At 72.9% G+C, this 15,221-nt stretch carries 12 protein-coding genes; 3 read left to right on the top strand and 9 right to left on the bottom strand.

Annotation, left to right across the window (positions count from 1 at the left end):
* Positions 1 to 8: 8 nt before the first annotated feature.
* Positions 9 to 950, bottom strand: coding sequence for a DUF3068 domain-containing protein (locus tag ACIBFB_RS15255; RefSeq protein ID WP_397230376.1), 942 nt, complete (start codon positions 948 to 950; stop codon positions 9 to 11).
* 168 nt (positions 951 to 1,118) lie between these two features.
* On the opposite strand from ACIBFB_RS15255, the gene ACIBFB_RS15250 reads away from it, so the two are divergent.
* Entirely contained in the window at positions 1,119 to 2,441 is a 1,323-nt protein-coding gene (locus tag ACIBFB_RS15250) for an acyltransferase family protein (RefSeq protein ID WP_397230374.1), read from the top strand.
* A 46-nt stretch (positions 2,442 to 2,487) separates the two neighbouring features.
* Here ACIBFB_RS15250 and ACIBFB_RS15245 read toward each other — a convergent pair whose 3' ends face one another.
* Complete coding sequence (locus ACIBFB_RS15245; RefSeq protein WP_397230372.1) at positions 2,488 to 4,455, bottom strand: hypothetical protein; 1,968 nt, start codon at positions 4,453 to 4,455, stop codon at positions 2,488 to 2,490.
* A 164-nt stretch (positions 4,456 to 4,619) separates the two neighbouring features.
* Here ACIBFB_RS15245 and ACIBFB_RS15240 point away from each other — a divergent pair, with 164 nt between their 5' ends.
* Positions 4,620 to 5,366 (top strand): class I SAM-dependent methyltransferase, encoded by a 747-nt coding sequence (locus ACIBFB_RS15240; protein ID WP_397230370.1) that lies wholly within the window; start codon positions 4,620 to 4,622, stop codon positions 5,364 to 5,366.
* A complete protein-coding gene (locus ACIBFB_RS15235) occupies positions 5,363 to 6,115 on the top strand; it encodes a methyltransferase domain-containing protein (RefSeq protein ID WP_397230368.1) in 753 nt (250 codons plus the stop codon). The genes ACIBFB_RS15240 and ACIBFB_RS15235 overlap by 4 nt, the downstream gene beginning before the upstream one ends.
* A 75-nt stretch (positions 6,116 to 6,190) precedes the next feature.
* On the opposite strand, the gene ligD is transcribed toward ACIBFB_RS15235, so the two are convergent.
* The 7 genes from ligD to ACIBFB_RS15200 form a co-directional block, all read right to left on the bottom strand.
* Positions 6,191 to 7,060 carry a non-homologous end-joining DNA ligase gene (gene ligD, locus ACIBFB_RS15230; RefSeq protein WP_397230366.1) on the bottom strand — a complete coding sequence of 290 codons (870 nt, stop codon included), beginning with the start codon at positions 7,058 to 7,060 and terminating at the stop codon, positions 6,191 to 6,193.
* A gap of 260 nt (positions 7,061 to 7,320) precedes the next feature.
* Complete coding sequence (locus ACIBFB_RS15225; protein WP_397230364.1) at positions 7,321 to 8,265, bottom strand: electron transfer flavoprotein subunit alpha/FixB family protein; 945 nt, start codon at positions 8,263 to 8,265, stop codon at positions 7,321 to 7,323.
* A 34-nt stretch (positions 8,266 to 8,299) separates the two neighbouring features.
* On the bottom strand, positions 8,300 to 9,079 hold the full coding sequence (locus ACIBFB_RS15220; RefSeq protein WP_397230362.1) for an electron transfer flavoprotein subunit beta/FixA family protein: 780 nt from the start codon (positions 9,077 to 9,079) through the stop codon (positions 8,300 to 8,302).
* Between the two features lie 441 nt (positions 9,080 to 9,520).
* Positions 9,521 to 11,716, bottom strand: coding sequence for a protein kinase (locus tag ACIBFB_RS15215; RefSeq protein ID WP_397230360.1), 2,196 nt, complete (start codon positions 11,714 to 11,716; stop codon positions 9,521 to 9,523).
* 294 nt (positions 11,717 to 12,010) lie between these two features.
* Positions 12,011 to 12,811: an enoyl-CoA hydratase/isomerase family protein gene (locus tag ACIBFB_RS15210; RefSeq protein ID WP_397230358.1), complete on the bottom strand. Its 801-nt coding sequence runs from the start codon at positions 12,809 to 12,811 to the stop codon at positions 12,011 to 12,013.
* A 62-nt stretch (positions 12,812 to 12,873) separates the two neighbouring features.
* The gene (locus ACIBFB_RS15205; RefSeq protein WP_397230610.1) at positions 12,874 to 13,623 is read right to left on the bottom strand and encodes an energy-coupling factor transporter transmembrane component T family protein; all 750 of its coding nucleotides are present in this window, start codon (positions 13,621 to 13,623) and stop codon (positions 12,874 to 12,876) included.
* A 44-nt stretch (positions 13,624 to 13,667) separates the two neighbouring features.
* Entirely contained in the window at positions 13,668 to 15,218 is a 1,551-nt protein-coding gene (locus ACIBFB_RS15200) for an ABC transporter ATP-binding protein (protein ID WP_397230356.1), read from the bottom strand.
* Positions 15,219 to 15,221: the final 3 nt, after the last annotated feature.

The raw sequence follows: 15,221 nt of genomic DNA, 5'->3' as shown, positions 1-15,221 counted from the left end.
ACGGGGATTCAGCCGACGTTCGCGCTGCGGAGGCCGGTGTCCGTACCGCGGCGCCCGGTGGCGAGCAGGACGGCGGCGATGGCGACGAGGCCGAGTCCGAGGATGACGCCGCCGATCGGCAGCGTGGTGCGCAGCAGCGGCAGGATGGTGCGGCCGCTTTCGGTCGACTCGATCTTGCCGTCGATGCTCGCCTGGTCGAACGCGAGCTCGCCGCTGAGCAGCACGAGGACCTCCTCGCCGTCGACGACGACGGCGCGGTGCTGGTCCTCGACGATGTTGAGGGGGGTGCCCGTCGTCGGCTCGACCCAGTAGGTGCGGGTGATGGAGAAGACCTCGTCGCCGGTGACGTCGCCGTCGCCCTCCAGACCGGCGACCGAGCGCGGGATGGTGCGCTCGCCGACGGCGGTGGGCTCGACGGTCTGGACGAACCGGTAGGCCTCGACGCCCTCCACCTCCTCGACGCCGTCGAACTCCATGGGGACGACCTCCTGGACGGTGGTCTCGAAGAAGTCGTAGTCCCGCTGCTCCGTCATGAAGGGGAACTTCCAGAGCTGGCCCGCCTGGACGACCGGCTCCTCGTTGATCATCGCGTCGCAGCAGTCGACGGCCTCGCCGGTGACCCGGTCGTGTCCGGCGCGGCGGCTGCTGGAGGAGATCCCGAAGTCGCGGTCGTCGTCCCTGATCCAGGTGAACTGGTCCCAGACGACCGTCTCGTCCGTGCTGGAGGCGACGTCCGCGCGGATGGTGGCGTGGGCCTCGACGGTGGCGTTCTCGACGGACTCGACGTCCTCGATGTTGAAGTAGTCGACCTCCCCGACGTTGACGGTTTGGCTGTAGTAGTCCAGCGGAGTCCTCATCAGGGAGTTCGCCAGCCATGTGCGCATCATGGGGGCCATGGCGAGACAGAAGACCCCCAGCGCGATGAGAACGACCGCGGCGATACGGCGCATGTGCCCTCCTGGGCGGATGAGAGTCAGGATCCGAAAGCAGACTGGAACTAGCTTCAGTTCCAGGTAGAGTACTGCCCAGTAGTGAACAACGTCACCAGGGCGTGTCTGAATTTTTATAACACGTTCTAGTGCATCGCGTTTCAACGGACTCCCGCTCTGGAAGGCCCTATGGCGCCCACTCCCACCGCGCCCGAGGACCCCGCCGGGTCCCCCTCGGGGGGCGCGCGCACCGCCACCCGGACCGTCGACCCCCCGCTCGTGCTGCCCCAGGTCGACGGCCGCCACGAGACCCTCGACGGCATCCGCGCCGTGGCCGCCGTGATGGTGCTCCTGTTCCACGTGGCCACCGAGACCGGCGACGCGCTCGCCCCCGGGGTCCGCGGCGGGCTGCTGGCCTCCATGGACCTGGCCGTCCCGCTCTTCTTCGCCCTCTCCGGGGTGCTGCTGTACCGGCCCTGGGCCCGCGCGGTGCTGGACGGCGTCCGCGGGCCGCGGACCCGCCCGTACCTGTGGCGGCGCGCGGTCCGCGTGTTCCCCGCCTACTGGGTGGTGGCGGTGACGGCGCTGCTGGTCTACTCGCGGGAGGAGCTCGGGTCGCTCCTGTACTGGGGCGAGGTCCTGACGCTGACCTTCCCCTTCGACACGGACCCGCCGTGGCTGGGCACCGGCCCCTACGGCCTCGGCCAGATGTGGAGCCTGTCGGTCGAGGTCAGCTTCTACCTGCTGCTGCCGGTGATCGCGCTCGCCCTGTCACTGTGGGCCCGGCGCGGCCGGACGGTCGACGCGCGCGGTCGGCGCCTGATGGTCGGGCTGGCCCTGATGACGGCGCTCGCGTTCGGGGCGCTGGTGCCGCAGTTCTATCCGGAGGCGCGCGAGTACATGCACGCCTGGCTGCCGCGTGCGCTGGGGCTCTTCGCCGCCGGGATGGGGCTGGCGGTGCTGTCGGAGTGGGCCTGGCGCGAAAGCGGCCCGGACGGCCCCGTGCGGCGGTTCTGCCGGACCGTCGCCGCCTCGCCGGGGGTGTGCTGGCTGGTGGCGGGGGCGTTCTACGTCCTCAACGCCACCCCGGCGGCCGGCGGGCGGTTCATCGGCGCGGGCGACGTCTGGAGTTCGGCCCTGAACTCGGCGACGGGGATCGGGTTCGCCTTCTTCGTCCTCGCCCCCGCGGCGCTGGCGCCCAGGCCGACCGGGGCTCCGGCCCGGCTGCGCGACGCGCGCGCGTGGACCGGCGGCCGGTGGATGGACTCGCTGCTGCGGCACCGGGTCTGCCAGTTCCTCGCCCGGGTCTCCTACGGGGTGTTCCTGTGGCAGTTCATGGTGCTGTACCTGTGGCGGGACTTCACCGGGCAGGAGATCTTCACCGGCTCCTTCTGGCTGGACGCGGTGCCGGTGACGCTCGTGACGGTGCTCCTGGCCTGGGCGACGTTCCGGTGGGTGGAGGAGCCCAGCCGCCGGTGGTCGCGCAGGAGCGCGCCGAGGTTCGTGCGCTAGGGGCACTGTGCCCGCCTCGTCGTACGGCACCCTGGCGGCGCCCGGACTACTCCGCCTCCCAGGGGTTGCCCTCGACCGACGGCGCCATCTCCCCCACCGACACCCAGGTCACGCACAGCTCCTCGGGGTCGGTGTGCAGGGTCAGGCGCTCCCCGGGCGAGGCCACGGGGACGTACCAGTTGGCGCCGCTCTCGGCCGCGGGCAGGTCGAGTTCGAGCCAGGCGTCGCCGAGCAGCAGCTCCGCCTCGGTGTCCTCCTCGGCCGTGTAGCCGATGGTGACCACCTGCTGGACGCCGCCGTAGACCCGCACCGGCCACGACAGGCTCCCTCCCCAGGTCTGGATGCACGTGTCGGCCGCTCCCGGCCCGAAGACGTATCCGCCCTCGCCGGGGCGGGCGTTGACCAGGTAGCCGGCGTCGTTGAACACGTAGGCGGTGTCGGACTGCTCGGGGGCCCGCATGCGCTCGGCCACGTCGGGCGGCGCCAGCGGCGCCAGCACCCAGGAGCTGAGCCTGCGGGACCCGTTCCACTCCAGGACGATGTCCGACGGCACGGGCCGCGAGTACAGGCCGCCCTCCTCCGGCACGGCCGCCATGGAGTTGCGCACCGTGTCCAGGTACCACTGCAGGCGGTCGCCGTTGAGCGTCCCGGCGTAGGCGTGCGTGGAGTACCCGGCGGCGACCGCGTACACCACCGTCGCGAGGACCGCCGACACCCGGGCCGCCCGTCCGGGGCGGGCGCGGTAGGGGTGCGGCGGGGCGTCCGGCCCCTCGGCGGCGCGGTCGCGTTCCTCACGGGTGGGCAGGTAGGCCAGGGCCAGGCACAGCGCGAACACGAGCGCGGCGTCGGCGACGTACCGGGGGTCGGAGGCGGCCACGTCCTGGAAGCGGCCGCGCGCGATGATCGTCGGGACGATGTCGGCGCACAGCAGGTAGCCGAGCAGCAGGGCCCACGCCCGCCAGGCGCGGCGCCGCCACCACAGGCTCCCCAGGACGACCCCCGCGAGGACCGCCCAGGAGCCCAGCACGATCCAACCGTCCGGGTCGACGAGCCCTCCGGCCGGGGTGAGCGGGCCCCACTCCAGCGGACCGCCGAGCGCGCCGACCGGGAAGACCTCGGTGAGCAGGCCGCGCAGCATCGCGAACGCGGGCTCGCCCTCGGGGACGCCCGCGCCCTCCCCGGTGTCGCTCGCGCGCATCCGCCCCAGGTACAGCAGCGCGTATCCGGCGAACAGGCCCGCCGTGGCGCCCCAGAAGGCGCGGTGCGTGCGCCAGGCGTGCCGGACGGCGTCCGGCAGGCTCCCGGGGTACAGGTAGGCGACGGCCACGGCCAGGAGCAGCGGCGGCAGGAACATCCCCTTGACGGCGAACAGCATGCCGAACACCACCGACCCGCCCGCGAACCATCCCGCGCGCTGGTCGCCGGTGCGCACGTACCGCACGGTCCACACCAGGGCGAGCGCCGTCGCCAACTGGAGCGGGACGGCGTTGAGCGCGGCCGCCCACCACCCCAGCACGGGGACGGTCAGCGGGGCCAGCGCGAGCACGGTCAGCGGGACGAGCAGGGCCCACCGCCGGCCGAACAGCTCCCACAGTGACCGGAGGAAGACCACGAGGGAGAGCGTCTGGAGCGCGAGCATGACGCCCGCGCTGACCCACCAGTCGAAGGGCCAGAAGGAGGTCTGGAGGTAGACGAGGAACATCGCCCCGGGCATGAAGTGGCCCTTGTGCAGCTCGAGGAGGTACTCGGGGGTGAGGTCGGAGGTGTGCGCGGCGGCGAAGAAGAGGTAGTCGTCCTCGACGAAGTAGGAGGCGTCGAGCACGAGGATCCGGAGAGCTGCGGCGACCGCGATGACCGCGGCGGCGGCCAGGACCACGCGGTCGCGCGCGAGTCCGCCGACCGCGGCGGTGGTGGGCCGCCGCCCGGGTTCCCGTTCCTCCCCGCGTACGCTGGGGTCCGCGTGCGGCGCCTCCGCGGTGCTCTCCTCGCCGGAGGTGGGGGATACAGGCGGCATGGACGTCCTCCCGGCCCGGATTGGCCAACCCACGAAAGGGGTGCCAGAATACAACACGTTCCACTTTTTCTCTCGAACGCCGCATCAGACCAGGACGACCTGCACCTCAGGAACAGGAACACGATCCATCCGGTGCGGCCCGGGAGCAGAGCACCGTGGGGGTGATGTCGGTGGGGCTCGAACAGGTCCGCCGCGACTGGACCCGGCTGGGTTCCGCCGAGCCGCTGTGGGCGGTGTGCGTGGATCCGGCCAAGCGCGACGGGGGATGGGACGACGACGAGTTCCTCGCCTCGGGCGCGGCCGAGATCGACCCGGCCCTGGACCGCCTTCGCGAACTGGGCATCCATCCGGACAGCGGTCGTGTCCTGGACTTCGGCTGCGGCGCGGGGCGGCTGTCCAACGCGCTGGCCGCGCACTTCGACCGGGTCGTCGGCGTGGACATCTCCGCGCCCATGCTCGCCGAGGCGCGGCGGCTCGACCGTTCCGGGGGGCGGATCGCCTTCCAGCTCAACGAGCGGCCCGACCTGTCGGCCTTCGACGACGACTCCTTCGACCTCGTCTACACCGACCTCGTCCTCCAGCACCTGCCGCCCGACCTGGCCGACGGCTACCTGCGCGAGTTCGCCCGCGTCGTGCGGCCCGGCGGGGCCATGGTGATCGGGGCGCCCGAGTCCGAGCGCCGCACGTTCAAGGGGATGGTCTTCCGGTACGCCCCGTTCCCGCTCATCCGCCTGGCCCAGCGCGTGATCCTGCGGTATCCGGCGCCGATGCGCATGCACACGCTCAGCACCGACCGCGTGGCCGCCCAGGTGCCCGGCGGCCGGATCGTCGCCTCCGACGAGTACTGGGGCGGCGACCACTGGCGGCACCTGCGCCACTTCATCACCATGGACGGGACGGCCTCCGGATGATGGCCCGCCCCGACGGCACGGTCCCCTTCCGCGCCACGCTCGGCCGGTCCGCCACCCTGTTCTCGGCCTTCCGCAAGGAACAGAGCGACCCGGCGTACTTCTACGGGCTGCTGGCCCGCGACACCGTCGCCCAACTGCGCTCGTACACGCCGCTGGACGGGCGGCTCGTGGTCGACGTCGGGGGCGGGCCCGGCTACTTCGCCGACGAACTGCGCGCCGCCGGGGCGCGGTGCCTGTGCGTGGACGCCGACGCGCACGAGATGCGGCTGCACGGGCGCGAGGCCGACACCCACGGCGTGCAGGGCAGCGCGCTCGCCCTGCCGCTGCGCGACGGTTCGGTGGACGTGTGCTTCTCCTCCAACGTCCTCGAACACGTCCCCGACCGGGTCCGCATGGCCGACGAGATGGTCCGCGTGACGCGGCCCGGCGGACTCGTGTACCTGTCGTACACCCTCTGGCTGTCCCCGTGGGGCGGCCACGAGACCTCCCCCTGGCACTACCTGGGCGGTTCCTACGCCGCCGAGCGGTTCGCGCGCAGGCACGGACGGCGGCCCAAGAACGACTTCGGGCGCTCGATGTACGCCGCGTACGCCAAGGAGATGCTCGACTGGACCCGCGGACGCGCCGACGCGGACGTCGTCGACATCCGCCCGCGCTACCTGCCGACCTGGACGAAGCCGGTCCTCCGCGTGCCCCTCCTGCGCGAGATCGTCACGTGGAACCTGCTCCTGGTCCTGCGCAGGCGGTGAGGCGGGACCGCCTCCTCGGTCCCACCGCGTCAGCCCGCGGCCACCCGGGCGGGGACGGCCGACACGGCGGAACGGTCACCCCAGTCTGCGCAGCGCCTTCCTCGGCGACCGCGCGTGCCGCCACATCCCCGCGAACGGGCACGCCTCCCGCCTCAGGTCGATGGTGAAGTCCCGGGCCGAGGCCAGTCCGTCCAGCTCCTCCCACGTGACCGGCGTGGCGACCGGCGCCCCCGGTCTGGCGCGCACGGAGTAGGGGGCGACCGCCAGTTGGTCGCGGCCGTTGCGCAGGAAGTCGACGAACAACCGCCCCGCGCGCGCCTTCTTGCGCACCTTCGTCGTCAGCTCGTCCGGACGCCGCCGCGCCACCCGGTCCGCGATCGCCCGCGCCAGCTCGCGGACCTCCTGGTCCGCGACCTCCGGCCGGAGCGGCGCGTGGATGTGCAACCCCCGCGAACCGGTGGTCATCACGTACGCCACCAGGCCGAGGTCCTCCAGCACCTCGCGCGCGTCCCACGCGGCGGCGCGGCACGCCGCGAAGGCCTCCTCCCCCTCCCCCGGCGGGTCGAAGTCGAGCACCATCCGGTCCGGGTATCCCAGGTCCGGCTCCCGGGACGACCACGTGTGCAGGGTGATCGCCGCCTGGTCGGCGCACCACACCAGCGCGGCGGCGTCGTCGCAGACCATCATCGTGCCGGAGTCGACCGCCACGGACCGCACCCAGTCCGGGGTGGACGGGTGTTTGACGAAGAAGCCCTCCTCGCCGATGCCGTCGGGGTAGCGTTCCAGCGTGACCGGACGGCCGCGCACCAGCGGCAGCATCAGCGGAGCGACGCGCGCGTAGTACGCGGCCAGGTCCTCCTTCGTGGGGCCGCCCGCCCCGAACAGTTCCTTGTCCGGTCTGCCCACCTCGACGGTGCGCCGCCCGGCGCGGATCCCTGTCGCCATCGCCCCTCCCCCGGTCAGAGCCGGTGGCTGCCTCCTGTACCCGGACCGCGACCAGGGGAAACGCGGTGCTCCCACCCCTTGGGCAGGCGGTACGGGACGCGCGGGTGCGGCAGGTGTCGGACGATCGCCGCCGTGCCGCGCGGCGGGGGTCACGGCGGAGCGGCCGACGACGACCCTCCCGCCCCTCTCCTCTCCCCGCACACACGAACGCCCGGCCGGGGCACTCCCCCCTGGCCGGGCGTTCGGGAACCGCGCGCGAACTACTTGCGCTTGTTGATCTCCTCGGTCAGCTGCGGCGCGACCGTGTGCAGGTCGCCCACGACGCCGTAGTCGGCGAGCTCGAAGATCGGCGCCTCGGGGTCCTTGTTGACCGCGACGATGTTCTTCGAGGTCTGCATACCGGCGCGGTGCTGGATGGCACCGGAGATGCCCAGCGCGATGTACAGGTTCGGGCTGACCGTCTTACCGGTCTGGCCCACCTGGAACTGGTTCGGGTACCAGCCCGAGTCGACGGCCGCGCGGGACGCGCCCACGGCGGCGCCGAGCGAGTCGGCCAGGTTCTCCACCACGGAGAAGTCCTCCGAACCCACACCGCGGCCACCGGAGACCACGATCGCGGCCTCGGTGAGCTCCGGACGCGCGCCCTTCTCCTGCACGACGCGCTCGACGACCCTGGCGGTCCTGGCGGCGTCGGACAGCTCCACGGACACCGTCTCCTCGGCGGCGGCGCCGGCGGCGGCCTCGGCCGGGACGGAGTTCGGGCGGACCGCGATGACCGGGACACCGGTCGTGACGCGGGCGTGCGTGACCGTGGCGCCGCCGAAGATGCTGTGCTCGGCCACCAGCTCGGCGTTGACGTCCACGACGTCCGTGAGCACGCCGGAACCCAGCTTCACGGCGGTCCGACCGGCGATCTCCTTGTTCTCGGCGGTGGCCGAGAGCAGGATCGCGGCGGCGGACTTGTCCTGCGCCAGCTTCGCGAGCAGCTCGGCCTTGGGCGCGACGACGTAGTCGTCGAGCTCGGCCGGAGCCACGTACACCTTCTCGGCGCCGAACTCGGCCAGCGCGGCCCTGCCCGACTCCACACCGTCGCCGACCCACACCGCGGCGGGCTCGCCGATGCGGCGCGCCGCGGTCAGCAGCTCGGTGGTGACCTTCTTGACCTGTCCGTCGACGTGGTCGACGAGGACGAGGACCTCAGCCATAATCCTTGAACCTTCCTGAGTCTCTCGCCTGCGCCTACACGAACTTCTTCTCGGCGAGGAAGTCGGCGATCTTCACGCCGCCGTCGCCCTCGTCCTTGACGACCGTGCCAGCGGCGCGCGGCGGCGCGGCGGCGAAGTCGACGGTCTCGGTGGTGGCGTTCGCCAGGCCGACCTTGCCGGTGTCGATGCCCGCATCCGCGGCGGACTTCTTGTCGACCGGCTTCTTCTTCGCCTGCATGATGAGCTTGAAGGACGGGTACCGCGGCTCGTTGATCTTCTCGACCACGGAGACGACCGCCGGGAGCTGGGCCTCGACGACGTCGTAGCCGTAGTCGGTCTGGCGCTGGATCGTGATCGCACCGCCGTCGATGTCGACCTTGCCCGCGAGCGTGAGCTGCGGCAGGCCGAGGTACTCGGCCAGCGCGGCGCCGACGACGCCGGTGCGCGCGTCGGTGGACTCGGAGCCGAGGACGACCAGGTCGTACTCGACGGTGCCCAGGGCCTGCGCGAGCGCGTAGGCGGTCTGGAGCGCGTCCGAGCCGTGGAGCGCGTCGTCGTTGACGAAGACGGCCTTGTCCGCGCCCATGGACAGGGCCTTGCGGATGGAGTCCGTGGCCTGGTCGGGGCCCATCGTCAGGATGGTGACCTCGCCGCCGTGCTTCTCCTTGAGCAGGAGCGCCTCTTCGATGGCGTACTCGTCGAGCTCGTTGATGACGCCGTCGGACGCTGCTCGGTCGAGCGTCCTGTCATCGGCGTTGAGCTTCCGTTCGGTCGCCGTGTCCGGGACCTGCTTGACCAAAACGACAATATTCATGGCCGGTGGCCGACCTCCCTGCACTCCATGATCCGCCGTGCGGCGGAGCGGACGCTGGCGCGCCCCGTACTGCCAACAATGCCGAATGCCGTTCGGTCATCCGACGGCGGGTCGAAGTTCACGTCAACCCCGTCCCGCGGTGTCCTGATACCCAGATGTTACTGGCTAGTAGCTTCACAACCAACCCGCGACCCCCGGAACCAACTTAGGAATACCTCACCCACCCCGGGGCGCGGGGCCCGGGGTCCCGGAAGACCACGGCTCCACCTGGCTACTCGCCTCGCGTGGACTGGTGTCCCGTCCCCCTCCCTCCACCATAGGCGGGCGCCTCCGCGGCGCCCGGCACGCCCTCCCCGGCACCGCGCCCGATACGGCGACGCCCTCCTCCCCGGACCGGGAGAAGGGCGTCCGTGGCGCGTCCGCGCCGGGAACGCGTCGCGTCTAGGAGAACCAGTCCGAGGGACCGCCGAGCGGCGCCCAGCTCGGGGCCGCGGTCAGCCCGATGGACAGGATGAGCATCATCAGCAGGACCGTCGCGACGACCACGCCGATGTAGAGGTAGATGTTGCGGAAGTGGACCCGCCGCACCAGCCAGACCGCCTGGTGCCGCGCCTCGCGGCCGCTCGGCATGATGTAGGCGAGCAGCACCATCACGAAGATCGCGAAGGCGCCCGTCCAGTTCGCCCCCTGGTTGCCGGTCTCCACGAACTGCGCGTACACCATCCCGACCAGGATCCCGCCGACCAGGTAGATCAGCGAGAACCCGAGCGTCCGCAACAGCATCCGCCCGAGGGCCCAGGGGAAGCTCAGCGCCACCACCATCGTGTCGGAGTCGCGCGGGCCCCGCGTCTGGAGCCGCCGCGCGTGCTCGGCCTTGACCACGTCCAGCGCGGACAGGACCGAGATCACCACGACGCCGAGCGCGAAACCGAACCACGGGAACCACAGGGCGACACCGGCCAACGCGACCATGAGCGGGATGAGCGTCAGCGGGTGCATCCGCCACCCGGGGTGCTCGTAGTCGTCCTCGTACCCGTCGTCGTCCTCGTCCGCCTCGCCGCCGCGGAAGTAGTCGCCCAGGCGGTCGGTCCGACCGCTCCGGAACCGGCCCAGCAGACCGCCGCGCTCCTCCTCGTACCCGTCGTCGTAGTCGTCGCCGAACTCCTGCGTCTGCCCGTGCGAGCGCCCGTCCCGGTCGACCGGGGTGAGGATGTCGCCGAAGTCGCCCTTGTGCAGCGGCGTGTTGAAGAACTGCGTCTGGGGCGCGTCGCTCGGCGGCGCCTCGTAGGTGCTCGTGCGGTTGTCGGCCGGCTCCTGGGGGCTCATCATCATCGTCCCCTGCGGATCACCGGCCACGGGGTCCATCATCTGCGTGCCCTGTGTGTCACCGCGTTCGGGAAGCTCGTCCGGCCGGATCCGCTGCGTGCCCTGGAGTCCGCCGGAGGCGTGCGCCGCCCGCTCGTCCGCGCCCCGGACCGACGAGGCCGGTCCGGACAGGTCGTCCGTGGCGTCCCCGTCGTCCCCGCGCGCGGGCGCGACGGGCTCGGTCCAGGAGCCGGCGGTGGACGACGGGTCGGCGCCGCCCGCCGTGTGCGAGGGGTTCCAGCCTCCGTCCCCCTGGGCCCCCCGGTTGGCGAGGTATCCGGCGGCTCCTCCGGCCGCCGCACCGGCCGCCGCGGCTCCGCCGAGCCCGCTCCCGCCGCCCGCGCTCCGCCCCCCGGCGTCGGTCCCGAAGCCGTCGGCGGCGCCGTACACGGTGTGGTTCCCGGTCAGACCGCTGGCTCCCGCGCCCGCGTCCTCCGTCCAGGGCAGGTCGAGGTTGAGGCGGCCGGTCTCGGCGACCAGGTCGGCGGCGCTGGGACGGCGGGCCATGTCGCGGGAGACGGCGGCGTTGACCAGCGGCCGCAGCGCCTCGTGCATCCCGTCCATGTCGATCTCGCCGTTGAGGATCCGGAAGAAGATGACCTCGAAGCTTCCCGCGCCGTAGGGCGGGCGGCCCGTGGAGGCGAAGGCGACCGTCCCGCCCCAGGCGTGGATGTCGGTGGCCGGACCGAGGTCCGTCCCCTCGATGACCTCGGGCGACAGGTAGCTGGGTGTGCCGACGAAGGTGCCGGTCTGCGTGAGCTTGGCGCCGTCCACCGCGTGCGCGATGCCGAAGTCGATGACGATCGGCTCGCCGTTGGAGATGATCACGTTGCCGGGCTTGAGGTCCCGGTGGATCACGTCCACGGCGTGGATGTCCTTGATCGCCCGGGCCAGCCCGGTGACGAAGCGCGTCAGCGCCCGGCCGCGCAGGGGGCCGTGGTCGGTGACGGTCGCGTCCAGTGTGGGCCCGGGGATGTACTCGGTGACGACCCACGGGAGCTCGGCCTGGGTGTCGGCGTCGATGACCTCGGCCACGTTGGGGCTCTGCACGCGGCGCATGGTCTCGACCTCGCGCGCGAGCCGCGCCCGCGCGATGTGGTCGCCCGCGACCTCCGGCTTGAGGACCTTCACCGCGACGAACTGCTCGGTCCGGGGGTCCTCGGCCTGGTACACCACGCCCATGCCGCCCTGCCCGATGCGGCGACGGATCACGTAGTGGCCGATGCGCTCCGGCAGCTCCTCACCCGTGGGGAAACCTGCCGACATTGCCATCGAGAACTCATCCCCTCAAAAGACCGCATTCCACCCCGGCCAGCCTATCGTCCGGGGGATGGGTCGTCGTTGGCTCGTGGGCCCCGTCCCGGGCCCGTGTGGTTGTGTCGCTACCGCCAGGCTCTGGGGTTCCGGCGATCCGTCCGCCGTCGGAAGGGACCACCTCGAGTATGACGGAAGATCCGGGCGTCTGGTTCCGCCGAATCGTGTCCGGGAACCCGCGCCCCGGCCGGAGCGGCGGGGCCGGACACGCGATCCGGCCGCCGCCGCTCCGCGGGGAGTGTGAGCAGTCCGTCAACGACCCGAGAACTCGGCCTTGCCCGGACCCCGCTCGATGAAGCTGCGCATGCCGGTCTTCTGGTCCTCGGTGGCGAACAGCCCGGCGAAGTGCAGGCGCTCGATCTCCAGGCCGCTGTCGAGGTCGGTCTCCAGCCCCCGGTCGACGGTCTCCTTGGCGGCGGCCAGCGCGACCGCCGGGCCCTCGGCGAACCGCGCGACCTTGGCCACGGCCGCCGCGTAGACCTCGTCGTCCGCGACGACCTCGTCCACCAGCCCGATCTCCAGCGCCTCCTGGGCGCGCACGTGGCGGCCGGTGAAGATCAGGTCCTTGGCCCTGGCCGGGCCGACCAGGCGCGGCAGCCGCTGCGTGCCGCCCGCCCCCGGGATGACGCCGAGCGTGATCTCCGGCAGGCCCAGTTTCGCCTTGGCGCCCGCGACCCGGAAGTCCGCGGCCAGCGCCAGCTCGCACCCGCCGCCGAGCGCGTACCCGCTCACGGCCGCCACGACCGGCTTGGGGATGCGGGCCACGGCCGTCAGGGCGTTCTGGAGGCCGCGCGAGTACTCCAGCATCTGGGCGTGGTTGAGGTGCGCCATCTCCTTGATGTCGGCACCGGCCACGAACGCGCGCTCACCGCCGTAGAGCACCACGGAGCGCACGGACGCGTCCGTCGACACCGCGGCCGCCGCCTCGGCGATCTCCCTGGTCACCTGAGCGTTCAGGGCGTTGAGCGCCTTGGGCCGGTCGATCCGGATCACGGCGACCGCGGAGTGCTCCTCGTCGGTCTCCACGCGCACGAACTCGCCCACGAGCTCCACCTCACTTCCTTCGCTGACGAAGTCTTCGGACTACCTAGTACCCGGACTGCCTATCACCCGGGTCAGGAGAAGAGCAGCACCAGGGTCCCCAGACGCCAGGACGCCGCGTAGGCGGCCACGAGCAGCGCGACCGAGGCGACCAGGAGCAGGGTGTCCGCGCGGCGCCAGCGGCTCTCCCGCGCCCACGACCGGGGGCCGGTGCCGAACCCGCGCGCGTCCATGGCGGTGGCGAGCAGCGTCCCGGTCCGGATCGAACGCACCAACAGCGCGAACAGCCGTCCGAAGAACAGCGACGCCACGCGCAGCGGGTCGTACCCGGCCTCCAGCCCGCGCGCCCGGCGGGCGAGCGTGATCGTGCGCCACTGGTGGGCGAGCAGCGGGATCAGCCGCAACGCCGCCAGGACGCCCATCGCGGGCCGCTCGGGCACCCGCAGCTTCTGCACGAGCCCGTCCGACATCTCCGTGGGGTCGCTGCTCGCGGCGGCCAGCAGCCCCGGCAGGGCGATCGCCAGCAGCCGCACGGCCGCTCCCACCGCCCCCTCCAGCCCGTGCTCGCCGTAGAGGTAGTTGACCGCGCCGCTGGACAGCCCCATGAGGAGGAAGGGGCCGCCGAGGACGACCAGGGTGCGCCGGTCGATCCCGCTGAAGGGGACGGTCAGCACGACCGCCGCCAGCACCGCGCCGCCGGTGACCGCGTCCACGGCGGGGACCAGGCCCAGGGCGAGGACCAGGGCGGCCAGGAGCTTGGCCGCGGGGTTGAGCCCGGTCATCCAGTACCGGGCTCCGCCGCCCCGGGGCACGTCCAGCGTCATGGCATCGCCCGCCGCCGTCGGAGCGGGACCTTCCTCCCGTGCGCTCACGCGGTTCCCCCTTCCCGGTCGGCGGCCACGGCCACGGGCGCCGCGCCGCCGTCGGCCACCCGTACCCGTGTGTCGGTCAGGTGCCGCAGCAGCAGTGCGTCGTGGGTGGCCATGACGACGGCCCGGCCCTCGGCGCGCAGCGCGCCGAGCAGCTCCACGAGCTCCGTCCACGTCCGTGTGTCCTGGCCGAAGGTCGGCTCGTCCAGGGTCAGGACGTCCGGCGCGTGCGCGGGGCCGGAGCTGAGCGCGGTGGCCACCGACAGCCGCCGCTTCTCCCCTCCGGAGAGGGTGTAGGGGTGCACGTCGGCGAGCCCGGTCAACCGCAGGCGCTCCAGCAGCTCGTCGACCCACGCGTCCGCCGCCGCCCGTTCCGTCCCCGCCCGCAGCGGCGCGAAGAGCAGCTCCTCGCGCACGGTGGGCGTGACGAACTGGTCCTCGGCGTGCTGGAAGACCGTGCCGACGTGCCGTGCCAGCCGACGCGCGGGCCAGCGCCGCAACGGGCGCCGGTCGACCCCGGCGAGCGGGCCGCGCGGGTGCACGGCGCCCCGGTACGGCTTGCCCAGTCCGGCCAGCAGCATCAGCAGCGTCGACTTGCCCGCCCCGTTGGGGCCGGTCAGGGCTGTGGCGGTCCCGGCGTCGACGGCGAGGTCGACCTCCTCCAGCACGGTGCGCGGCGGAGCCGATCGCGCGCCCAGCTCGACCGGGGTGCGCGCGGCGACGCCGACCGCCTCGAGCAGCGTCGCGCCGCCGGGGGCGGGGCGGAGGTCGGGCTCGGGCTCGTTCCCGGGGATCCACACGCCCTGGCCGGCCAGGGCGCGGCCGTGCTCCGCGAAGACCGTCTGGGGTGCGCCGTCGGCGATCACCCCGCCGCCCGGTTCCAGGACGACCACCCGGTCGACCAGGTCCACGACGTCGGCCACGCGGTGCTCGACCAGGACGAGCGTCGCCTCGGTCTCGGCCAGGAGCCGGTGGAGCACGCCCCGCACCAGCTCGGCGCCGGCCGGGTCCAGGTTGGCGGTCGGTTCGTCGAGCAGCAGCAGGCGCGGGCGCATGGCCAGCGCCCCGGCGATGACCAGGCGCTGCTTCTCGCCGCCGGACAGGGCCCCGGTCGAGCGGCGCCGTCCGTACGGGAAGCCGACCTCGTCCAGGGCGCCGTCGACGCGCGGCCAGATCTGGTCCGGGTCCGTGCCCAGGTTCTCCAGCCCGAACGCGACGTCGTCCCCGGCCCGGGCCATCACGAGCTGGGTCTCGGGGTCCTGGCTGACCAGGCCGACCACGCCCCGACGCCGGTCGGCGGGTGCGCCGTCCACCAGGAGCGTGCCCTCCTGGTCGCCGCCGATGGCGCTGTCGGCGCCGGTGAGCCCGGCGAGCGAGTGCAGCAGGGTCGACTTGCCCGCGCCCGAGGCGCCGAGCAGCAGCACGCGCTCGCCGGGTTCGATGACCAGGTCGACGCCGCGCAGCGCGTGCGCCTGGCGACCGGAGTGGCGCCAGCCCCACCCGGAGAGTTCGACGCGCGCGCCGGGGCCTCCCCTCGTACGGGAGCCCACCCG

Source organism: Nocardiopsis sp. NPDC050513 (genome assembly GCF_044457925.1).
GTDB lineage: Bacteria > Actinomycetota > Actinomycetes > Streptosporangiales > Streptosporangiaceae > Nocardiopsis.
Note: the sequence above shows the minus strand (reverse complement) of the source record. Positions and strands in the feature narration are given on the sequence as shown.